This window comes from Agathobaculum sp. Marseille-P7918, from assembly GCF_900625105.1.
GTDB lineage: Bacteria > Bacillota > Clostridia > Oscillospirales > Butyricicoccaceae > Agathobaculum.
In genome coordinates this window covers 290,995-311,159 of the sequence record NZ_UYYD01000001.1, presented here as the reverse complement: position 1 = coordinate 311,159, position 20,165 = coordinate 290,995, and the positions used below count along the sequence as shown (strand labels likewise).

Sequence of the window (20,165 nt, the reverse complement as noted above, 5' to 3'; positions counted from 1 at the left end):
AGGCGATTCGGGAGATTCTCTGTATATTCTTTGTGTAGACCGGAGCACATGAGAAAACGCCCGCTTTTGACGGGCGTTTTTCGGAGTCAGTTCTGCGTTAGCGGGATATCTGTGCCGCATATTTCAATGAAATTGATTTCTTTGTCGTTGATCAGGCTGTCAAAGGTGATGATATCCAGAATATTGCCGGTCAGATGATTTATTTCGGATGTACTGCCCATGTGTACGCCGTGGGAGGCGGTCTCTGTGCTTCCGTCCTCATAATGAATAGTGACGGGGAACCAACGGGGGGAGTCATCTGAATAGGGGGCGTATTTCCCGTCCAGGGACTGAATGATCTCGCGGGTATATGGGCTGTTTGCGCGCAGTGTGATCGAGAGCGGGGATACCGAAATGCTTTGTAAGGTTATGTCGTATCCTTCTGCAGAGATGGTCTGCGCAATCGGATAGGTGACCGAACAATCTTCAAAATCCAGCGGGAAGCGAACCGACCAGCTGCCGGACAGCACAGTCTGGTATTCTTCTTCTTCTGTGTTTGCGCCTTCCAGATCATAAAGTTCCAGCATGGCATGGCTGCCTGCAAGCGGTTCACGGGTAGGCGTACACATGACAAGTGTGATCTTGTTATCTTTTTCGTTATCATCCGCGATTTTGATAAATCCGGCACCGGACGTTTGCTGTTGTCCGGCATCAAGCGAACCACTGAAACGGTATCCGTCGAGGTCGAGTATAGTGCCTTCAGGCGCGGTAAATTCCAGCAGGAGATAGACCAGATTGCTATCGCCAATGACCTGTTTGACTTCTAGAGTGCCATTGGGGTTGCGGTCACTTTTGTCTACCACATAAGCACCCTGCGCGAGCAGCTCTTCCTGCTCCGGTGTTGCAGGCTGTAAAAAGTTGCGCAGCCCATCCATCAGGCCGAAAGAGACGGCAGCGAATGCGCTGGTGCAGATCGCCGCACAGACTGCGGCGCATACCAGTGCAGTACGCAGCATATGGCGGCGCGGGACATGAAGCCGTTCATGCTTCTCCTGGATGCTGTGCAGCATCCGTTCTTTTTGCAGTTCGCTCGGATTGAGCATTTCCTGTATGCTGCGTGTCCGCATTGTGTATCCCTCCCAGTTGTGTTTTCAGTAGATTGCGTCCTCGTTGCAGCCGCGTGCGCACGGTACTCTCTCGGCAGCCAAGCAGAGGCGCGAGTTCCTTCGCCGGATACCCTTCTACATAGTGCAGGTACAGCGGTATACGGTATTTTTGCGGCAGAGCAAGCAGAGCTTTCAGCAGATCGAGCGATTCATCATCCCGCATAAGGACGGCTGCCTCGGGCAGTGCGTCCAGATCGACGCGTTGCCGCCGCCACCAGCAGCGCAGTTGGTCACGACAGCAGTTTTTAGCGGTCAGCAGCAGCCATGCGGTTTCGTGCGACACCCCATGAAACTCTGGTCGCTTTTGCAAATAGCGTAGGAACACCGACTGCACTGCGTCCTCTGCATCCGCGCGGTTTCTCAGATATACATAGCATAAGCGGTAGACCGCGTCTATGTTGCGCTGATATAGTGCGGTCAGTTCTTCTTGATCCTTATCTTTTTGCAGCGGCATTGGACTTCACCTCCTCACATGGAAAACGATTGGAAGACAATAAACGTCTCAATCAACAGAAAAAAAGAAGTTTTGCCATTTTACCATAGGATTATGAAAATTGCACGAGACCGGGCCGGAAAAAAGATTGAAAAAGTGGAAAAATGCGGTATAATGAAAACAAAAGGGGAGCGGCGCACGCGCTGCCGCTCCCTGTATTCGAAAAAGCAGGCGGCGGCACGATGCCGCGCAAAGCCCGCTTATCATCAAAATATGCCGTGCGCGGCTGCGCGGTCACAGGAGGAACAAGCATGGAAATCAAACTGTCGCCGTCCATTCTTTCGGCGGATTTTGCCAATCTGGAGCGGGATATCAAAATTGCGACCGATGCGGGCGCGGAATATGTGCATGTGGACGTCATGGACGGCCATTTTGTCCCGAATATCACAATCGGCGCACCGGTGGTCAAGTCGCTGCGCCGCGCGACCGACAAGGTGCTCGACGTACATCTGATGATTTCCGATCCGGATCAATATCTGGATGATTTTATCAAGGCGGGTTCGGATATCATCACCGTTCATTATGAATCCAACGGCGATACGCTCGAGCAGCTCCAGAAGATCCGCGCTGCGGGCGTCAAGGCGGCCTGCGTCATCAAGCCCAAGACCCCGGCGGAAGTGCTGTTCCCGCTGCTGCCGTACTGCGATATGGTGCTCATCATGACGGTGGAGCCCGGCTTCGGCGGCCAGGGGTTCATCCCGGAGTGTATGGACAAGATCCGTGCGGTGCGCGCCGAGATCCAGAAGAATGGTTATGCCTGCGAGCTGGAGATCGATGGCGGCGCGAAGCTCTCCAATACGGCGGACATTGTCGCGGCCGGTGCAGATGTCATTGTCGCGGGTTCGGCGGTGTTCGGCGGCGATATCGCAGCCAATGTTCGCGGTTTCCACGAGGTATTTGCCGAGGGCGTGAAAAAGGCGCAGTGGACCAAGTAACAGATTTTCATAAGAGCGGACGGCCTTGACCGTCCGCTTTTGTATGCGATTTTCTTGACGCGGTATGAAAACTGTGATAGACTGCCAATAGTAAAATACTATTAAAAAGTGTTTAAGAAGGTGCGCGTATGGCAGATGCAACCCGATTGCGTAACATGAATACCGAACTCGTGCGGCATGCACTGCGAAGCGGCAGCGCAATGAGCAAAAACGATCTGGCGCGGGAGACGGGATTGAGTTTCCCGACCGTCAGCCGCACGGTGGACCAGCTGGTGCTGCTCGGGGAGATCCGCGAAGCGGGCGCCGCGGCATCGACGGGCGGACGCTGTGCGCAGCAGTATATGCGCGATCCGCACTTCCGCGTAATGCTGTGTGCCCGGCTGGAAAACGGCAGGCTGCATTATGCGGTGCGTGATCTGGACGGCGCTGTGGTGCAGCAGGGAGAACAGCAGCGCAAAACATCGGTTTTGCAGATGCTGTACGAGCTGGCGTCGCGGATGCGGCAGCAATACCCCAATCTGGGCAGTGCGGTTTTAGGTGTGGACTGCGCGGTGCACGACGGCAAGGTGTCGGAGGACGCGGCCTATGCGGATTTGCGCGGCTTAGATCTGGCGGGTGAGCTGACCGCGAGATGCGGCGCGCTGTGCATTGTCATGCGGGATATTTTTCTGGCGGCCATGGGTTGCTGCGTGCGGGAAGGCTGGATGGACGAGGTCGTCGTTGCGATTCATCTGAGTGCTTCCGGCATGCAGGCAGGGCTTGTGATGAACGGGCAGGTGTTTACCGGGGCGTCGTCGTTTGCGGGTGCGCTGCACTATCTGCCGATCAAGCACAATCTGGATTACGCGAAAACGCAGTTTGCCGGGGCGGATATGACGGCATATTACATGCAGGTGATCCGGGCGTATGCGGCGCTGGTCAACCCCAAACGGGTGGTGCTGTATCAGAATCCGCTGCTGCAAGGGCGGTTGGAGCGGATTCGCTATGCCTGTGCGCAGACGCTTCCGGCGCAGGCACTGCCGGAACTGGTGGTTTCCGCTGCGTTTGATATGGATTATGATGCCGGTCTGTGGGACCGGGCGAACAAAATAACGGAGGATAGAATTCATGAGTTGCTTTATCTTTGATGTGGACGGAACGCTGATCGATTCCGCGCCGGTTTATCTGCCTGCGCTGGGGCAGGCGCTGCACGAGCACGGATATACGCCGACGCCGGAACAAATTCAGACTGCGTTCGGCATGACCGGCTGGCAGGGGCTTGCCTATTGCGGTGTACCGGAAGAGCAATTTGACGCGGTGATGCACAGCTGGGAAGAGGAAGCGTACCGCCACCTGGAGCATGTGGAAATTTACGACGGGATCATGGATACCCTGCGCGCGCTGCGGGACGCAGGCCACAAGCTCGGTATTGCTACATCGCGCAACCGTTCGCAGTATACGCGCGGCGTTAAGCCGCTCGGTCTGGCAGAGTTTTTTGACGCAGTAGTCTGTTCGGATGATGTCACGGCGCCCAAGCCTGCGCCGGACGAGCTGTTCGAGTGCCTCAGACGCATGGACGGCAGCGCGGAGGAGGCCGTATTCATCGGCGACAGCCCGTATGACATGCAGTGTGCGCGTTCTGCCGGGATTCCGGGCGCGCTGGCCATGTGGGGCTGCCATGCGCCGGATCAGCTGCAGGCGGACATCCGCTTGTCACACCCGCGCGAGATTCTGCGGCTGAGAAAATGACAGAAAAAAACCGCGCTGCGTATCGCAGCGCGGTTTTTGCTTTGAGAAAACAAATTCAGTTGACAGCCTGCGCCGCAGTTTCCGCCTGCGCAGTAAGTTGATTTTCCAGCCAACGGGAAATATCTCCGAACGCATCCAATCGGCCCAGTTCATTGAGCACTTCATGGCGCGCATCTTTGTAGAAGATGACCTCAATGTTTTTAACGCCTGCACCGCGATACAGATTGACCACCCGGCGCACGCCTTCCCCGTATTTTCCGACAGGGTCTTTATCTCCGGACAGAAACAGCAAAGGCAACTCGCGCGGAGTGCGGCGAAAGGTATGGGATGAATTGGCTTTGGCAATCAGGGTATACAGATCGCGGAAACCGGTCGCCGTAAAAATAAAATTGCATTTTTCGTCCGATTGATAGAGTGAAACGACGGATTCATCCCGGCTGAGCCAATCGAAAACCGTGTGTGGGTTTTTGATTTTGCGGTTGAAGCCTTTGAAGGTCAGACTGGACAGGAAACCGCTGCGATAGGTCATGCCGCGGGAGTGGGCGATCGAATCGGCCAGATGTGCCGCGCTGACGGCGGCGGCATTGGGGCCGGCTGTGCCGATCAGGATACAGCCGGACAGCTTGTCTCCGTACTCGGTCAGATACAGCCGGGCGATCAGCGAACCCATGGAGTGTCCCAGCAAAAAATAGGGGAGATCGGGATAGCGGCGCTGCATCAGATCGGTCAGCTGTTCGACGTCCTGCACCAGATACTTCCAGCCGTCACGGGTGGCAAAAAAGCCAAGCTCGGAAGCGCGGGCTACGGATGCACCGTGTCCGATATGGTCATTGCCGCAGACGATGAAGCCGAGGCTGCACAGATATTTTGCGAACGCGGTATATCGGGAGAAATATTCGCACATGCCGTGCGAAAGCTGCACGATGCCGCGCACTTCCACTTCCTCCGGCACCAGAATGTAGTAGGTAACATTGGATACACCGTTGGCGCTTTTATAAATATTTTGCGTACACTTGATATTCATAAGCACACATCCGTTCGGCAGTATAAATTACTGCTAATATCATACCACACAAGCAACCAAATGTGCACATTTTTTGAGCAAAATTAACAAAGCGTTTATAAATTCCTTGTCTTGTACTGGGAGAATGTGCATGATATAATAGAGAAAATGTTTGAAATGAGGTGCAAACTATGCCGTATATCGGTATTTCCACGTCAAAGAAATTATCAGATGAGCAAAAGGACGCACTCAAGACCGTGCTGGGGGAAAAAATCAGCGTCATCCCGGGCAAAAGTGAAAAAGCGCTGATGGTGGATATTGCGGACGGCCACACGATGTATTTCGCGGGCGAAAAGCGGGAACTGGCATTTTTGGACGTTCGCTGCTATGGTTCGACCGAATTTGCCAATCAAAAGGCGTTTACCGAGGCGGCGTTTCAGGCGGTGCAGCAGACGACCGGGCTGCCGGAGGACGGCATCTACCTGACATACAGTGAGTTCGCCAACTGGGGCACCAAGGGCAGCATGAAATAAGATACAGAACGCGAAAAGCACGCCGGGAAACCGGCGTGCTTTTTTAAAGGTTTTGGGTTTGCGGCAGCCCGACAGCCGCTGCCAGCCGATTGGCGACCGGCAAAAAGAATTGCAGGCCGGGGCCGTACAGCGTCAGAGCGATGATCGTGCCGATACCCAATTGGCCGCCGAGCAGGAACCCGATCAGGATGCAGCCAAAATCCCAGATCATACGCGTCCAGCGCAGTTGGAGGAACGGAAGGCGCTCGTGCGCGATAACGGGAATCAGATCATTGGAACAGGCGCCGGCGTCCGAACGCACGGAAATTCCGATGCCGATCGAGACGATGATGCAGCCAAGAGCGATCAGCAGGATGGTCAGGAGAAGGGGGCGGGTCTGCGGCAGCAGACGCCCAAACAGGAAGGCATAAAAGTCCACCAGCGGTCCGAGACAGAAAATACAGAAGATCGTGCCGGGGTGGATCTGGCGGCGGTCAAACAGGAAGATGCCGGCCAGACAGAGCAGCATCAGTGCGGTGCTGGCCTGACCGTAGCTCAGTCCGGTTTGCCGCGAAACACCCTGTACCAGAATCATAAACGGGTCTGCACCGACGTTGAGTGCGACGAAAAGCTGGCTGCCGAACTCGGTTACGGCAACGCCGATCAGCAGAACAAACAGCCGCTGCGGCAGAAGGGGAAAGTGCTTCATAGAGGGACGATCCTTTTCAACACATTATTTTTTGGTGGGATGATAGTCGTTGCGCCAGGAAACCGAGGACACCGTGTACGGAATTGCCTGATAAGACGAAGCGGTGATGTCGCGGGTATCCAGATCGAAGGTATAGTTCTGACGGAAGATCAGACAGTTTTTATCCGAGGGGTTGTTGTTGCCGCCGAACACCAGATTGCCCAGCGAATAGGCGATCGGCTTGCCTTTGTAAACTTCGACCTCCTGCACAACATGCGGGTGATGGCCGATCACGAGATCCGCACCCTGATCGATGCAGTAGTGTCCGATGGCGCGCTGGGTCGCATCGCTGTGATAGGATTTTTCGATGCCCCAGTGGTAATTGAACACGATGAGTTCCGCGCCGCGGGAACGCAGGCTGCGGATGGCGTTCGTGATGAAGGATTTCTGTGCCGTGTCGAATGACCAGCCGACATTGGAGGCAAAACCGATGCGCACTCCCTTGACTGTGACGATCGGCATGCGGTCGTAGCCCGAAACTGCGACATAGGGAGACAGATTGCGAACCGTGTCGTCATAGCCGCGCTGTAAGTAATCCATAGAATGGTTGTTGGCAAGCGAGACGACGTCGATGCTGCCTGCGTCCAGTACTTTGGCATAAGCCGGACGGCCTTTGAACACGAACGTTTTGTCGGCGTGGGCGGTCGCGGTGGTCAGCGTGCCTTCAAAATTGACCATGGTCAGATCGTCGTTAAAAAATTCGGTAATGCCGGAGAAAAAGTAGGAAGGGCCTTGTTTGTCGTACATCTCATCAAACGAACCACTGTATGCGAAGTTGTGGCCGCGGCCCAGGGTGCAGTCGCCGCCAAAGGTAAGCGCCAGCTGCACGCTGTTGTAGCCGGGTGCGTCACGCCAACCTTCGGCCACTTCAGTGACCGCGAGCGAGGACTGCATGCGCCGCAGCGACAGAATGGCCTGTTCCACCGTATAGGTGCCGAGTGGAGAAAATTTGCCGCCCGAACCGCCCATGATGGCTTGTCCATTGACATCGGTTCGACCGGAAATGTACTTGACCGATTCCACTGCCCAACGCGGAATATCGTAATTGTCAGAAAAACTCTGCGGCTGGCGGTTGGCCTCCGAACAGCCCAGCACACCCATGCAGCGCTGCATCATGGCAGCGGCTTCTGCGCGGGAAACCAGATCATTCGGGCGGAACAGGCCGTTCGAGCCGTTGACGATGCCGAGCCGTGCTGCAATTTCAATGTATACACTTTGTGTGTCGCCAAAACTGCCGGACGCCACAAAGGGCAGACCGCCGTCGAGTGGATCGCCCCAGGCGGGGACAGCTTCGTCAGTTGGTTGGAGCTGTGCGTCTTCGTCGCCAGAAGAAGCGGAGCCGTCTGCGGGGAGATCGGTGTCGGAAACCGACTGTTCTGCTTCGGCTGCGATATCGCGGTCGTCGGCTGTGTCCGCCACATCGGCAGGTAGGTCCGTATCCGGCGTGGTTGTGTCGGGAACGCTGTCGGACCCGTCGCCGTCGGCGCCGGAGAGCGGCGGCGCTGCCGTATCATCCATATCGGCGTCAGATACCGGTTTATCCGATTCGGATGCGGGCGTTTCCGGATCGGTGGATACGGTTTGGTCCACGGCGGGCGGATCGGCCGTTTCGACGGGTTCACTTTCGCTCGGTGCGGTCGGCTCTTCCGCGGGCTGCGCGGGCGTGAGCGGAACGGATTGCAGTGTGATGCCGAGCTGTGCGGTCAGGTCGGGGACCGAAAGCTGCTGCTCATGCGCGACCAGATCGACCGTCAGCCGCGCCAGTTCGCCGCGCGTGATCGGGCGCGTGTAGTCTGTGCCGAGATCAAAGTCCTGGGATACCGCACCGCTGTCGTAGGCTGCCTGCACTTCGTCGGTCGCCCACCAGCTGATACCGATTCCGCTGCCGTCCCATGCGGCGGCGCTGGAGCCGGTGAGAAATGCGGCCAGTAAGGCCGCGGCACAAAGCCGTTTTTTCATCTCTTTTACCTGCCTTTTCCGGTTTGCGGCAGCAAAGACGTGCCGCTCCATATGTTTCCATCATACAGGAAAGGGGATTGCGCTGTCAATCGGCTTTGCGGTTTGTCTGTGCGGAAAAGCGCACAAAAAAGCAGGCAGCCTGTTTGGCTGCCTGCCTGATAAACTGCTTGGGTGATGAAAATCAGATCTGCGAAGTGAAGACCTGATAGCCTTGTCGCTCCATTTCATCGAGCAGACGCTTGGCGTGTTCCACGCCGCCAACCTCGCAAACGACCTGAATGATCGCCTCGCCGATATCCAGATCGGCCTGCACGCGATCGTGCTGGAAGCGGATGATATTGGCGTTTTCCTGGGCAACCAGATGCGCGAAGCGTTCGAGCGCGCCGGGCGCGTCCGGCATGATGGTCGAGAACTTGAGGTGACGGCAGCGGGTGACAAGGCCCTTTTCAACGATCTTGTGAATGAAAGACACGTCGATATTGCCGCCGGACAGCACGCAGACGACCTTTTTGCCCTTGACGTCCACTTTGTTGTTGAGCACGGCTGCAAGCGAAGCGGCGCCCGAGGTCTCCACGACCTGCTTGCAGCGCTCGAGCAGCAGCAGAACGGCGGACGAGATCTCGTCGTCCGATACCGTTACCACGCGGTCAACATACTTCTGAATATATTCGAAGGTTTTTGTGCCCGGCGTCTTGACGGCGATGCCGTCCGCGATCGTGCGCACCGAATCCGAGGGGGTCAGTGTGCCGGCACGGAACGAGTTGGCGATGGCCGGTGCGCCTTCTGCCTGCACGCCGATGATCTGGATGCGCGGGTTGATCTGCTTGGCGCAGGCCGCCACGCCGGAAATCAGTCCGCCGCCGCCCGCAGGTACAAAAATCATGTCCACAAACGGCAGATCGCGCAGGATTTCGAGCGCAATCGTGCCTTGGCCGGCCATGACATCCTCATCGTCAAACGGATGGATGAATTCCGCGCCGGTTTCCTCGCAGATTTCGCACGCTTTGGCATAGGCTTCGTCGTAAATATTGCCCGCGAGCACGACTTCTGCGCCATAGCCCTGCGTGGCCGAAACCTTGGCGATCGGCGTCGAGCGCGGCATGACGATCGTGGACTTGACGCCGACCGAGCTGGCCGCAAAGGCCACGCCCTGTGCGTGGTTGCCTGCGGACGAGGCGACGACAGCGTGCAGATCGCCCTCGGCATAACGCTTCATGATCTTGTTGTACGCGCCGCGCACCTTGAAGGAGCCGGTTTTCTGCTGGTTTTCGTATTTCAGGTACACTTCCGCACCGGTCATATCCGAGAAGGTGCAGGAGGTGGACAGCGGGATGTCGTGGATGACATTTTTCAGTCGATCCGCCGCTGCTTCAAAATCTTTTAATTCTAACATGGCATTCTTCCTCAATTTAGCTAGATAAATTTATCATAACACTGCCGATCGTTTTTTGCAAGAAAAAATAGTAAGGCGGCCGGGCGGTAATGCGAGCGCTGCAAAGGGGAGCGCGTTTTTTGTTGCTATTGGAAGCGGTTTTTGCTATACTATACTTTATCATAGAGATCGTAATGTGGAGGAAATACAGGAATGGACGAGCAGAATAAGGGCTTCCGCGGGGCGTTGTTCGGCGGCTTTAAGCGGGAGGACGTGCTGCGATACATAGAGGAAACCGACAGCAAGTATTTTTCCGAAACCGAGGAGCTGCGCCGCCAGCTGACCGAAGCGCAGGCGGCCATGTCGGAACTGAGCGAGCAGAACAAGACGCTGACCGCAAAGAATGCAGAATTGCTCGAGCGGCTGGGGGAAATGACGCTGGATACCGACAAGATCCGCGCCCAGCTGGACCAGATCGAGCGCGGCTTTTCCATGCAGACCGGAGAGATTGAAGCGCAGAACGCCCGCGCGGAAGAACTTGCGGCGGAAAATGACCGTCTGACGGCGGAAAACGCCAAGCTGACCGCCAAGTGCGGCGAGTATGACGCCTCCAAGGATAAGATCGCGGAGATGGAGCTTTCCGCCTATCGGCGTGCCAAGCAGATCGAAGAGGACGCCAAGACCGAACTTCAGAAGCTGCGCCGGCAGTCGCTCGAGATGATCGATCAGGTAAAGCGGCAGCTGGACGCGACCAAGGAAAATTACCGTACGGTGCTCACGCGCAGCCAGCAGGAGTCGGCGGAGATGGCGCGCAAGGCCAGCGAGGTGCTCGGCGAGATCGACCGGATCAGCGCGGCGCTGGGCAAGGGAGAAGCGGAAAAGAATAAAGGCGGGCTGCGGGATGTTCTGAACAATCTGCGGCCGAAAGCGGAGGAATAAGCATGGCGCATTATGATTTGAAAACCGAGGAATTAAAGGAGATGGCGCCCAAGCTGCGCGCGGGCGATACGGTTACGCTGACCGGCACGGTATACACGGCGCGTGACGCGGCGCACAAGCGGATCGTGGCCGCAATGGATGCGGGCGAAGCGCTGCCCTTTGATCTGGATGGCGCTGCGATCTATTACGCGGGCCCGACGCCGGCCAAGCCGGGCCAGGTGATCGGTTCGGTCGGACCGACGACCTCGGGCCGCATGGATCCGTTCGCACCGCGTCTGTTGGATGCCGGCCTTGCCTGCATGATCGGCAAAGGCGTGCGCAGCCAGACTGTGCAGGACGCGATGCAGCGCAACGGCGCGGTATATATGGTGGCTATCGGCGGCGCGGGCGCGGCCAAGGCGGCATCGATCAAGAACGTCGAGGTGATTGCCTACGATGATCTGGGCTGTGAGTCGGTCAAGCGGCTGACGGTCGAGAATTTCACCGCCATCGTCTCGCAGGACTGTGTCGGCGGCAATCTGTATACCGAAGGCGTGGCAAAGTACAAGCGCTGACGCGCGGCTTTGCTGCAACAACCGCATATTTGCCCCTTTCCGGACATAAACTGATCTGAAATGCAGTCCGGGGAGGGGATTTTTTTGAAGTTGGGATTCCGGCATACGGCGTTGCAGGCGGTGTGTACGGTGTTGGCACTAGGGTTTGCGTTGGGGCTGCTCGGCCGCAGCAAAGCGGTAATGACGCTCGCGGAGCAGCAAGGCGTGCAGGTTCCGATCCTGATGTATCACAGCATCCTCAAAGACAGCGCGCGGCAGGGACAATATGTGGTTTCACCGGAAGTGCTCGCCGCCGATCTGGATGCGCTCCAGACGCGCGGCTATCAGACCGTGACGGTGGCGGATCTGCTGGCGTATGTAAATGACGGCGTGCCGCTGCCGGAAAAGCCGGTGATGATCACTTTTGATGACGGCTACTATAACAATTATGTTTACGCGTATCCGCTGCTCGAGCAGCGCGGGATGCGGGCGGTGATATCCGTCATCGGCAGCCAGACCGCGCAGTATACGGAAAACGGGGTGGAAAACGCTTACTGGTCGCATCTGAGGCTTGAGCGGCTGGCGGAAATGCAGGATGTGTTCGAAGTGCAGAATCATTCGTGGAATCTGCATGAATACGGCGAGCGGCGCGGCTGTCTGCGCCGGCGCGGCGAGGATGAAAGCAGTTACGAAGCCCTGCTGCGTGAGGATACCGAGCAGACGCAGGAGATGCTGACGGAAGCTGGGCTGCCCGCGCCGACCTGCTATACTTATCCCTTTGGCGCCTGCTCGGAAGAGAGCGAACGCATTTTGCAGGACATGGGGTTTTTGTGCACACTGGGCTGCGAGGAGCGCATGAATCTGGTGACGGATGATCCGGCATGCCTATATGAAATGGGGCGATATAACCGTGGGGCAGGAGAAAGCACGGAGCATTTTCTCGCAAGAGCACTGGGAGAGTGATAACATGGGTCTGATGCGATTTTCCGAACTGCATTGCCGCGAGGTAATCAACCTGTGCGACGGGGCGCGGCTGGGCGAGGTGAGCGATCTGGTATTCGACCCGGTGTGCGGTCAGATCACCGCGATCGTGGTGCCCGGTCAGGGCGGCTTGCTGGGCATGTTTTCAAAGCAGGATCAGGAGATCCCCTGGCGATGCATCGAAACGCTGGGGGAGGATTATATTCTGGTAAAATTTCATCCGTAACGGGTGGAAAAAGTGATTCTGTTGTGATAGGATAGGAAAGCGAGAAAAATCGGGGAAAAGAGCAGAGAAACATGAAAAACAAAACGGGATATCTTTTAACGGTGTTTGGCGCGATCTGCTGGGCGTTTTCCGGTGCGTGCGGGCAGTATCTGTTCCAGCACCGCGGATTGGATGCGGACTGGCTGGTTTCTGTGCGCCTGACGATGGCGGGTCTGCTGCTGGTGCTGTATTCGCTCGGGCGCATGCGCGGCGGTGCGGTACGGCTGTTCCGGTCGCGCAGAAGCGTCGGTTCGATCCTGGTGTTTGCCGTATTCGGCATGGCGATGTGCCAGTATTCCTATTTCCGCTCGATCGAACTGTCCAACGCGGCCACCGCGACCACCCTGCAATATACCGGTCCGGCGATCGTACTGCTTTGGCTGGCGCTGCGTGAGAAGCGGATGCCGACGCGGAAGGAACTGATCGCAGTGGCGTGTGCGATGGGCGGCGCGTTTTTGCTGGCAACGCATGGTGATCCGTCTCAGCTGGCGCTGTCACCAAAGGCGCTGTTTTGGTGCGTGCTGGCAGCGGCGTCGATTGCGGTGTACAGTGTGCAGCCGCGCGGGTTGATTGCACAGTACGGTACCATGCCGGTCACGGGCTTCGGCATGCTGATCGGCGGGCTGGGGCTTTGCGTGATTTTTCAGCCATGGCATGTGGTGGGCCAGTGGGATTGGGTCACCGTGATGGGGATGCTGTACATTATCGTTTTCGGCACGATCTGCGCGTTTTGCTGCTATCTGGAGGGCGTTCGCCGCATCGGCGCGGCAAAGGGCAGCATTTTGGCGTCTGTGGAACCGGTCGCCTCGGCTGTGCTGAGCGTGGTTTGGCTCGGTGTGCCGCTGGGCGGCATGGATTTCGGCGGCATTGCGCTGATCGTCGCGGCGATGGTCCTGCTTGGCGGGGACAGTGATCAGACAGAAGACAAAAATTTGCGAAAAATCGCGGAAAATTCTGCGAAAGCATAAAAAATGATTGACAAAGTCTTGCGTGCGGCGTATACTGTTAAAGCACGAATTCGCACACCTCGTGATGAAAGCGGCCGGTGACGGGTCATTTTGGCCGGTTGCCGCTGTCAGATGATCAGGGGTGGAGGAAACAACCAAGGAGGAAAAGAAAAATGGCAGTAATCTCTATGAAGCAGCTTCTGGAGGCCGGCGTACACTTCGGCCATCAGACCCGCCGCTGGAACCCGAAGATGGCAACCTACATCTTCACCGAGCGCAATGGTATCTATATCATTGACCTGCAGAAGACCGTAAAGAAGCTCGAGGAAGCTTACTTCTTCGTGCGCGATATGGCTGCTGCTGGTGAGTCCATCCTGTTTGTCGGCACCAAGAAGCAGGCGCAGGACGCGATCAAGGAAGAGGCTGAGCGCTGCGGTCAGTTCTACGTCAACGCTCGTTGGCTGGGCGGCATGCTGACCAACTTCAAGACCATGCGCACCCGTATTGCCCGTCTGAACCAGCTGCAGAAGATGCAGGCGGACGGCACCTTTGATCTGCTTCCCAAGAAGGAAGTTATCAAGCTCCAGCTCGAAATCGCCAAGCTCGAGAAGTACCTCGGCGGCGTTAAGGAAATGAAGAAGCTCCCGGGCGCTCTGTTCGTGGTTGACTCCCGCAAGGAGAAGAACGCGATCGCAGAGGCTCGCAAGCTGGGTATCCCGATCGTTGCAATCGTTGACACCAACTGCGATCCGGACGAGATCGACTACGTCATCCCGGGCAACGACGACGCAATCCGCGCCATCAAGCTGATCTCCCAGACCATGGCAAACGCTGTTCTGGAAGGCAAGCAGGGCGAGCAGCTCGAGGTTGAGGCGAAGGCTGACGAGGCTGACGCGAAGACCGAGGCGTAATTTCTGATATTGTAATATTTCCGCAGGGCGCGACGCCCCCGGCGCGCCGTCCGGTTTTGGCCGTGTAGCGGTGCGTCGGGCTGTCGCGCCCTGTGGCTTTGTTGAAAAAACTTGATTTGGAGGAATATAAAATGGCTTTTACTGCTGCTGACGTAAAGAAGCTCCGTGAAATGACCAACGTAGGCATGATGGACTGCAAGAAGGCGCTGACCGAGGCGGATGGCGACTTCGACAAGGCGATCGAGATCCTGCGTGAGAAGGGCCTGGCTAAGGCTGCCAAGAAGGCTGACCGCATCGCGGCGGAAGGCGTTGTCTGCGCAACGGTTTGCGATGACTGCGGCGTAGGCGCAATCATCGAAGTAAACTCCGAGACCGACTTCGTTGCGAAGAATGCGGATTTCCAGCAGTTCGTTGCAGATCTGGCCGGCGTTGTTATGAAGGACGCTCCGGCGGATGTCGAAGCCCTGAAGGCTTGCAAGATGGGCGACCTGACCGTTCAGGAAGTGCTGCAGGAGAAGGTGCTCACCATCGGCGAGAACATCCAGATCCGTCGTTTCGAGCGCTTCGACGACTCCACCGTCAACGTTGCGTACAACCACATGGGCGGCGTGATCGGCGTTCTGGTTGGCCTGCAGGTTTCCGATAACCTCAAGGACAACGCGACCGTTAAGGAACTGGGCAAGGATATCGGCATGCAGGCTGCTGCGATGAACCCGTCCTTCCTGGACAAGTCCGATGTAGACGAAGCGACTCTGGCCAAGGAGAAGGAAATCCTGCTGGTACAGGCGCTCGAGGAGAACAAGACCGCTGCAAAGCCGAAGCCGGAGCAGATCATCCACAAGATGGTAGAAGGCCGCATCGGCAAGTACTACGAGGAGAACTGCCTCCTGCAGCAGGCTTTCGTTAAGGAGAACAAGATCTCTGTTGAGAAGCATATCGAAGCGGTTGCCAAGGAACTGGGCGGCGAGATCAAGCTGGTCAAGTGCGTACGCTTTGAGAAGGGCGAAGGCATTGAGAAGAAGCAGGACGACTTCGCAGCAGAAGTTGCTTCCATGGCTAAGTAAGATGGCTGTTCTGTCTGATGCAGACGGAATCCATTCTTCTTACTGAAACAGCATATGATGAAGACCTAAGGTATTTTCGATACCTTAGGTCTTTTGTTTATCGCAGAAAAGGTGAAAAAGAGGGAAAAAACGGAAAACAAATAAATATAAAAGCGATTGGAAGATATAAGGTAATATAGAGGAAATTGACATTTTTCAATATTCGTGCAATACTGAAAGAAGCAGTATAAGTCAACTGCATCAAGGTAAATTTGAAAGGCGGGTAAACCATGTACAAAAAGATGATAGGTATGCTTCTTGCGGCAAGTCTGGTTTGGACGCTTGCGGCTTGCGGCGGTACCGATGAGACGGCAACGACCGAGCCGGAACAGGAAACGACTTCGGATACCGGTTCTTCCTATTCAGGTTCTTCCGGCACCAGCTCGGGTTCGTATTCTGGCAGCAGTTCTTCCGACATTGATTCGGAGGATTATTCTTTTGAGGATTATCTGAAGGATAACGATCCGGATTCGTATGAGTTCTATCAGGATCTGGAAGAGGGATGGAACTCCGGTGAGTGGGATTCGGAAAATGGGTTTGTTGGAGACGATAGTTACAGCTCGGATGATGATTTCGAGGACTACCTGTACGAAAATGATCGGAATTCCTATGACAACTATCAGAGTCTGGAAGATGGGTGGAGTTCGGGTACATGGGATTCGGAAAACGGTTTCTTTCAGTAATGTTGGGGGATAAGTCGGCATGAAAAAGTTTATCGCACTTTGTGTTCTCGCTTGCATTTGCGCAAGCCTCTTGTCCGCTTGCGGCTCTTCTTCTTCCGGCAGTCCGATGCCGGGCGTCAGCAAGGAGGAATATGAGGAAGCGCGTCAGGCCGTGATAGATGCGGATCGCGAGTGGCGCGAAGAAAACTTATTTTGATAGCAAGAGACGGCTGGTCGTTCAGACCGCCGTCTTTTTTGCTGCTCCTATTCGCCGCGCGGCGGGAAAAGCGTACACGGAAAAGACAGGGAGAGGGGCAAAAATGAACGGCAAGAACGCGTTGACGAAGCGCAGTGTGCTGATTATAATGGAGAAGTATAGGAGAAATTCAGTCGTGCGGATGAAAACTTGTCTGCGCGGAATACACTGTTATTAAAAAAGGAGAATGTTTAATGCTGGAAGTTGGCATGAAAGCCCCGGCGTTTACGCTGCCCGACAAGGAAGGAAACCTGGTCAGTCTGTCGGACTTTCTGGGCAGAAAAGTGGTGTTATATTTCTATCCCCGTGATAACACGCCCGGCTGCACTCGTCAGGCCTGTGCGTTCGCCCAGAATTACAGCGCGTTTGAGGCAAAGAATGTGGCCGTCATTGGGATCAGCAAGGATTCGGTTGCCTCGCACTTGAAATTTGCGCAGAAACATGAGCTGCCGTTTATCCTGCTTTCCGATCCGGAATTGCAGGCGATTCAGGCATATGATGTGTGGCAGGAAAAGAAGCTTTACGGTAAGGTGAGCATGGGCGTGGTGCGCACGACGTATCTCATCAACGAAGAGGGCGTCATTGAAAAGGTGATGCCCAAGGTGAAGCCGGACACCAACGCGGCGGACATTCTGGCGTATCTGGCCGGAGAATGACGGAAAAGGCAGATTGACAGCAGCGTGGGTCTGTTTCATTCTGCTGAACAGGCACAACCAAATGGAGTAAGAAACAAAATGCGGATTATTATTTCACCGGCGAAAAAAATGCGTGTGGACACGGACACGCTGGCGTGGCACGACCTGCCATGCATGATTGACAGGGCGGAAGTGCTTTATGACAAGCTTGCCTCCATGTCCTATGATGAGTTAAAGCGGCTTTGGAAGTGCAATGATGCCATCGCGGCGCTCAATGTGGAGCGCTTGCACAACAGTGACCTGCGTATCCGTCTTACACCGGCAATTTTGTCCTATGAGGGCATCCAGTATCAGTACATGGCGCCCGGTGTGTTTACGGACGAGCAACTTATTTATGTGCAGGAACATTTGCGCATTTTATCTGGCCTGTATGGCGTGGTGCGCCCATTTGACGGGGTGACGCCATATCGGTTGGAGATGCAGGCGAAACTGCCGATCGAAGGCGCAAAAGACCTGTATGGGTTTTGGGGCAGCGCTATTGCGGACCAGCTGTATCAGGAGACCGACTGCATCATCAATCTCGCGTCCAAGGAATACAGTGTGTGCGTTTCGCGACATCAGAAGCCGGGGACACGTTTTATCACCTGTGTTTTCGGCGAGGAGAAAGACGGCAAAGTCGTAGAGAAAGGCACGCTGTGCAAAATGGCGCGCGGCGAGATGGTGCGTTATCTTGCGGAAGCGAATGCCAAAAGCCCAGAAGCGATGAAGGACTTTGCCTGTTTGAACTACGTCTTTTCCCCGGCGCATTCGGACGAAAGCACCTATGTGTTTTTGCAGAAAAAGTCACAGGATTCCGAGGAATAATATGGAGTATTCACAATTCAAAACACAATTTCCCATTTCTCTGGATGCACAGCAGGAGACGGCGGTGCAGACGGTGGACGGACCGGTCCTTCTGCTGGCGGTGCCGGGCAGCGGCAAGACCACGGTGTTGGTGACCCGCCTTGGCTATATGTGCTATGTGCGGGGTATTCCGCCTGAGCGTATTTTGACTATGACTTATACAGTGGCGGCCGCGCGGGATATGCAGGCGCGGTACGCCGCCTTTTTCGGCGCGGAACAGGCGCAGCGGCTGGAATTTCGCACCATCAACGGGGTATGCAGCCGGATCATTCGATATTATGAGCGAACACTGGGGCGTACCGCGTTTCGACTGATCGAGGATGGCGCACAAAAAAGCGCGCTTCTGGGTGAGATCTACCGGGCGCAAAGCAAAGAGTTTGCCACCGAAAGCACGATCAAGGCGCTGCAAACCGCTATCACCTATGCCAAAAACCAGATGCTAAAACGGGAGGAGCTGTCCGCGGTCGAAGTGGAAGGGATCGATTTCGCCGCGTTTTTCGATGCCTACGGTCAGGCGCTGCGCGAACGGCAGTGGATGGACTATGATGACCAGATGGTGTACGCGCTGCGGATTTTGTGCCGGTATCCGCAAATTCTGCATGCGGTGCAGGCAAGATATCAATATTTCTGCGTGGACGAAGCGCAGGATACTTCAAAAATCCAGCATACCATCATTCGGCTGCTGGCTGGGCAGAGCGGCAATCTGTTTATGGTCGGTGACGAAGACCAGAGTATTTACGGTTTCCGGGCGGCTTATCCGCAGGCACTGACCGAATTCTATACCGTGTATCCGAAAGCAAAAGTGCTGTACATGGAGCAAAATTACCGTTCTACGCAGCAAATTGTGGCGGCAGCCGACCGGTTTATTCAGAAAAATCACAACCGTCGCCCAAAACATATGAAGGCTACGCAGGGCAGCGGTCCGGCGGTGCGGGCGTGTTCGGTGTATGACCGGCAGAAGCAGTATGCCTATCTCTGCAAGCTGGCGGAAAATTGTACCGAGGAAACGGCGGTTTTGTACCGGGATAACGACAGCGCGCTGCCGCTCATTGACCGGATGGATCGCCTTGGCATCCCGTACCGCTGCCGGCAGGTCGAGAGCCTGTTTTTCTCCAACCGTGTCGTGCGCGATATCACGGATATCATTCGTTTTGCGCGCAATCAAAATGACGGCGAGCTGTTTTTAAGCCTGTATTATAAGCTGAACGCAGGGATCAGTAAAGTCATGGCGCAGATCGCAGCGGATCACGCGGAAAAAGAAGGCAGAACGATTCTGGAGTGCATCGCTGCTTCTTCTGCGGCTTCTCCGTGGACGCAAAAGCAGTGCAGGGCGTTGCAGACGCATCTCAATAACCTGCTGCGGGAGCGGGCAGACAGAGCGGTTTACCGCATCGTGCATTTTATGGGATACGGAGAATATCTGGAAGGGCGGGGCGGTGACCTGACCAAAGCGGATATTTTGGAGGCGCTGGGCGCGCAGGAACCCACGCCGGAGCGATTGCTTGAACGGTTGGAAGAGCTGCGGGAGGTAGTGCTGCGCGGCGGAACGGGAGAGGACTGTCCGTTTGTGCTTTCCACCATCCATTCCAGTAAGGGACTGGAATACGACAGGGTCATTCTGATGGATGTGGCAGACGGTTTGCTGCCCAAGGTCCTGCCCGAGCCGAACGCGGAACAGGCGCAGCTCGACGCTTATGAAGAAGAACGACGGCTGTTCTATGTTGGGCTGACGCGGGCCAAAAGGGAGCTTGCCATTATGACCTTTCGTAAGGCCGGGTTGGAATCCAGCTTTGCGCAGGAGATTTTTCCGTCCAAAGCCGAGCCGAGACAACAACCCGCGACCGAAATCAAAAAGGCTGCTGTCGTGCACAAACCGGACGAGAGCCGTATCCGTGCCATTGCCAAGGATTATTTCCCCGGGGTTCGGCTGGTCCATCAGGCGTTCGGCCCGGGTACATTGGTCAGCCGCAGCGGTGATATTTGTGAGATCGCATTTGACCGCGGCGATACGAAAAAAATCTCTGTTGTGGTTGCATTGCGGAATGGGCAGATTCGGCGGGAATAAAAAAGATAAGTTGTCTATGGCGCAAAAGGCCTTGCATATGCAAGGCCTTTTTTGTTTGAGCATGTTTTGA

Annotated in this window: 22 protein-coding genes; 16 read left to right on the top strand and 6 right to left on the bottom strand. The window is 55.7% G+C overall.

Annotated elements, in window-relative coordinates:
• Positions 1-86: 86 nt before the first annotated feature.
• Both EJL02_RS01445 and EJL02_RS01440 read right to left on the bottom strand, forming a co-directional pair.
• The gene (locus tag EJL02_RS01445; RefSeq protein ID WP_125114633.1) at positions 87-1,106 is read right to left on the bottom strand and encodes a hypothetical protein; all 1,020 of its coding nucleotides are present in this window, start codon (positions 1,104-1,106) and stop codon (positions 87-89) included.
• A complete protein-coding gene (locus EJL02_RS01440) occupies positions 1,021-1,599 on the bottom strand; it encodes an RNA polymerase sigma factor (RefSeq protein WP_206426932.1) in 579 nt (192 codons plus the stop codon). Before EJL02_RS01440 ends, EJL02_RS01445 begins: the two co-directional genes overlap by 86 nt.
• 290 nt (positions 1,600-1,889) lie before the next feature.
• Here EJL02_RS01440 and rpe point away from each other — a divergent pair, with 290 nt between their 5' ends.
• From rpe to EJL02_RS01425, 3 genes are all read left to right on the top strand, one after another.
• The gene (rpe, locus tag EJL02_RS01435; RefSeq protein ID WP_125114632.1) at positions 1,890-2,573 is read left to right on the top strand and encodes a ribulose-phosphate 3-epimerase; all 684 of its coding nucleotides are present in this window, start codon (positions 1,890-1,892) and stop codon (positions 2,571-2,573) included.
• A 128-nt stretch (positions 2,574-2,701) separates the two neighbouring features.
• A complete protein-coding gene (locus EJL02_RS01430; protein ID WP_125114631.1) occupies positions 2,702-3,700 on the top strand; it encodes an ROK family protein in 999 nt (332 codons plus the stop codon).
• Positions 3,681-4,301, top strand: coding sequence for an HAD family hydrolase (locus EJL02_RS01425; RefSeq protein ID WP_125114630.1), 621 nt, complete (start codon positions 3,681-3,683; stop codon positions 4,299-4,301). The genes EJL02_RS01430 and EJL02_RS01425 overlap by 20 nt, the downstream gene beginning before the upstream one ends.
• Before the next feature lie 55 nt (positions 4,302-4,356).
• On the opposite strand, the gene EJL02_RS01420 is transcribed toward EJL02_RS01425, so the two are convergent.
• The gene (locus EJL02_RS01420) at positions 4,357-5,325 is read right to left on the bottom strand and encodes an alpha/beta fold hydrolase (protein ID WP_125114629.1); all 969 of its coding nucleotides are present in this window, start codon (positions 5,323-5,325) and stop codon (positions 4,357-4,359) included.
• A 170-nt stretch (positions 5,326-5,495) separates the two neighbouring features.
• Between EJL02_RS01420 and EJL02_RS01415 the strand changes: the two genes are divergently transcribed.
• Positions 5,496-5,837, top strand: coding sequence for a phenylpyruvate tautomerase MIF-related protein (locus tag EJL02_RS01415; RefSeq protein ID WP_125114628.1), 342 nt, complete (start codon positions 5,496-5,498; stop codon positions 5,835-5,837).
• A gap of 43 nt (positions 5,838-5,880) precedes the next feature.
• Here the strand turns inward: EJL02_RS01415 and EJL02_RS01410 are convergent, their stop codons facing one another.
• The 3 genes from EJL02_RS01410 to ilvA form a co-directional block, all read right to left on the bottom strand.
• A complete protein-coding gene (locus tag EJL02_RS01410) occupies positions 5,881-6,525 on the bottom strand; it encodes a YczE/YyaS/YitT family protein (RefSeq protein ID WP_125114627.1) in 645 nt (214 codons plus the stop codon).
• A 24-nt stretch (positions 6,526-6,549) separates the two neighbouring features.
• The gene (locus EJL02_RS01405; RefSeq protein ID WP_164510229.1) at positions 6,550-8,523 is read right to left on the bottom strand and encodes a CapA family protein; all 1,974 of its coding nucleotides are present in this window, start codon (positions 8,521-8,523) and stop codon (positions 6,550-6,552) included.
• Between the two features lie 181 nt (positions 8,524-8,704).
• Complete coding sequence (gene ilvA, locus EJL02_RS01400) at positions 8,705-9,916, bottom strand: threonine ammonia-lyase (protein ID WP_125114625.1); 1,212 nt, start codon at positions 9,914-9,916, stop codon at positions 8,705-8,707.
• A gap of 192 nt (positions 9,917-10,108) precedes the next feature.
• On the opposite strand from ilvA, the gene EJL02_RS01395 reads away from it, so the two are divergent.
• From EJL02_RS01395 to EJL02_RS01345, 12 genes are all read left to right on the top strand, one after another.
• Positions 10,109-10,834 carry a hypothetical protein gene (locus EJL02_RS01395; RefSeq protein WP_125114624.1) on the top strand — a complete coding sequence of 242 codons (726 nt, stop codon included), beginning with the start codon at positions 10,109-10,111 and terminating at the stop codon, positions 10,832-10,834.
• Positions 10,835-10,836: 2 nt separating this feature from the next.
• Positions 10,837-11,388 carry a FumA C-terminus/TtdB family hydratase beta subunit gene (locus tag EJL02_RS01390; RefSeq protein ID WP_125114623.1) on the top strand — a complete coding sequence of 184 codons (552 nt, stop codon included), beginning with the start codon at positions 10,837-10,839 and terminating at the stop codon, positions 11,386-11,388.
• Positions 11,389-11,472: 84 nt separating this feature from the next.
• Entirely contained in the window at positions 11,473-12,330 is an 858-nt protein-coding gene (locus tag EJL02_RS01385) for a polysaccharide deacetylase family protein (protein WP_164510228.1), read from the top strand.
• A gap of 4 nt (positions 12,331-12,334) precedes the next feature.
• Positions 12,335-12,574: a YlmC/YmxH family sporulation protein gene (locus EJL02_RS01380; RefSeq protein WP_206426931.1), complete on the top strand. Its 240-nt coding sequence runs from the start codon at positions 12,335-12,337 to the stop codon at positions 12,572-12,574.
• A gap of 71 nt (positions 12,575-12,645) precedes the next feature.
• Positions 12,646-13,581: a DMT family transporter gene (locus EJL02_RS01375; protein WP_125114621.1), complete on the top strand. Its 936-nt coding sequence runs from the start codon at positions 12,646-12,648 to the stop codon at positions 13,579-13,581.
• A 152-nt stretch (positions 13,582-13,733) separates the two neighbouring features.
• Positions 13,734-14,471, top strand: coding sequence for a 30S ribosomal protein S2 (rpsB, locus tag EJL02_RS01370; protein ID WP_125114620.1), 738 nt, complete (start codon positions 13,734-13,736; stop codon positions 14,469-14,471).
• Between the two features lie 131 nt (positions 14,472-14,602).
• Entirely contained in the window at positions 14,603-15,535 is a 933-nt protein-coding gene (tsf, locus tag EJL02_RS01365) for a translation elongation factor Ts (RefSeq protein ID WP_125114619.1), read from the top strand.
• Positions 15,536-15,804: 269 nt separating this feature from the next.
• On the top strand, positions 15,805-16,257 hold the full coding sequence (locus tag EJL02_RS01360; protein ID WP_125114618.1) for a hypothetical protein: 453 nt from the start codon (positions 15,805-15,807) through the stop codon (positions 16,255-16,257).
• Between the two features lie 19 nt (positions 16,258-16,276).
• Positions 16,277-16,453 (top strand): hypothetical protein, encoded by a 177-nt coding sequence (locus EJL02_RS14075; RefSeq protein ID WP_164510207.1) that lies wholly within the window; start codon positions 16,277-16,279, stop codon positions 16,451-16,453.
• Positions 16,454-16,686: 233 nt separating this feature from the next.
• On the top strand, positions 16,687-17,148 hold the full coding sequence (bcp, locus tag EJL02_RS01355) for a thioredoxin-dependent thiol peroxidase (protein ID WP_125114617.1): 462 nt from the start codon (positions 16,687-16,689) through the stop codon (positions 17,146-17,148).
• Positions 17,149-17,226: 78 nt separating this feature from the next.
• Positions 17,227-17,991, top strand: coding sequence for a peroxide stress protein YaaA (yaaA, locus tag EJL02_RS01350; protein WP_125114616.1), 765 nt, complete (start codon positions 17,227-17,229; stop codon positions 17,989-17,991).
• Position 17,992: 1 nt separating this feature from the next.
• The gene (locus EJL02_RS01345; RefSeq protein WP_125114615.1) at positions 17,993-20,095 is read left to right on the top strand and encodes an ATP-dependent helicase; all 2,103 of its coding nucleotides are present in this window, start codon (positions 17,993-17,995) and stop codon (positions 20,093-20,095) included.
• The last annotated feature ends 70 nt before the right edge of the window (positions 20,096-20,165 follow it).

What these genes read in the sequence shown, in the direction of transcription:
- EJL02_RS01445 (WP_125114633.1), bottom strand. Translation starts at nt 1,106, where the DNA reads ATGCGGACACGCAGCATACAGGAAATGCTCAATCCGAGCGAACTGCAA.
- EJL02_RS01440 (WP_206426932.1), bottom strand. Translation starts at nt 1,599, where the DNA reads ATGCCGCTGCAAAAAGATAAGGATCAAGAAGAACTGACCGCACTATAT.
- rpe (WP_125114632.1), top strand. Translation starts at nt 1,890, where the DNA reads ATGGAAATCAAACTGTCGCCGTCCATTCTTTCGGCGGATTTTGCCAAT.
- EJL02_RS01430 (WP_125114631.1), top strand. Translation starts at nt 2,702, where the DNA reads ATGGCAGATGCAACCCGATTGCGTAACATGAATACCGAACTCGTGCGG.
- EJL02_RS01425 (WP_125114630.1), top strand. Translation starts at nt 3,681, where the DNA reads ATGAGTTGCTTTATCTTTGATGTGGACGGAACGCTGATCGATTCCGCG.
- EJL02_RS01420 (WP_125114629.1), bottom strand. Translation starts at nt 5,325, where the DNA reads ATGAATATCAAGTGTACGCAAAATATTTATAAAAGCGCCAACGGTGTA.
- EJL02_RS01415 (WP_125114628.1), top strand. Translation starts at nt 5,496, where the DNA reads ATGCCGTATATCGGTATTTCCACGTCAAAGAAATTATCAGATGAGCAA.
- EJL02_RS01410 (WP_125114627.1), bottom strand. Translation starts at nt 6,525, where the DNA reads ATGAAGCACTTTCCCCTTCTGCCGCAGCGGCTGTTTGTTCTGCTGATC.
- EJL02_RS01405 (WP_164510229.1), bottom strand. Translation starts at nt 8,523, where the DNA reads ATGAAAAAACGGCTTTGTGCCGCGGCCTTACTGGCCGCATTTCTCACC.
- ilvA (WP_125114625.1), bottom strand. Translation starts at nt 9,916, where the DNA reads ATGTTAGAATTAAAAGATTTTGAAGCAGCGGCGGATCGACTGAAAAAT.
- EJL02_RS01395 (WP_125114624.1), top strand. Translation starts at nt 10,109, where the DNA reads ATGGACGAGCAGAATAAGGGCTTCCGCGGGGCGTTGTTCGGCGGCTTT.
- EJL02_RS01390 (WP_125114623.1), top strand. Translation starts at nt 10,837, where the DNA reads ATGGCGCATTATGATTTGAAAACCGAGGAATTAAAGGAGATGGCGCCC.
- EJL02_RS01380 (WP_206426931.1), top strand. Translation starts at nt 12,335, where the DNA reads ATGGGTCTGATGCGATTTTCCGAACTGCATTGCCGCGAGGTAATCAAC.
- EJL02_RS01375 (WP_125114621.1), top strand. Translation starts at nt 12,646, where the DNA reads ATGAAAAACAAAACGGGATATCTTTTAACGGTGTTTGGCGCGATCTGC.
- rpsB (WP_125114620.1), top strand. Translation starts at nt 13,734, where the DNA reads ATGGCAGTAATCTCTATGAAGCAGCTTCTGGAGGCCGGCGTACACTTC.
- tsf (WP_125114619.1), top strand. Translation starts at nt 14,603, where the DNA reads ATGGCTTTTACTGCTGCTGACGTAAAGAAGCTCCGTGAAATGACCAAC.
- EJL02_RS01360 (WP_125114618.1), top strand. Translation starts at nt 15,805, where the DNA reads ATGTACAAAAAGATGATAGGTATGCTTCTTGCGGCAAGTCTGGTTTGG.
- EJL02_RS14075 (WP_164510207.1), top strand. Translation starts at nt 16,277, where the DNA reads ATGAAAAAGTTTATCGCACTTTGTGTTCTCGCTTGCATTTGCGCAAGC.
- bcp (WP_125114617.1), top strand. Translation starts at nt 16,687, where the DNA reads ATGCTGGAAGTTGGCATGAAAGCCCCGGCGTTTACGCTGCCCGACAAG.
- yaaA (WP_125114616.1), top strand. Translation starts at nt 17,227, where the DNA reads ATGCGGATTATTATTTCACCGGCGAAAAAAATGCGTGTGGACACGGAC.
- EJL02_RS01345 (WP_125114615.1), top strand. Translation starts at nt 17,993, where the DNA reads ATGGAGTATTCACAATTCAAAACACAATTTCCCATTTCTCTGGATGCA.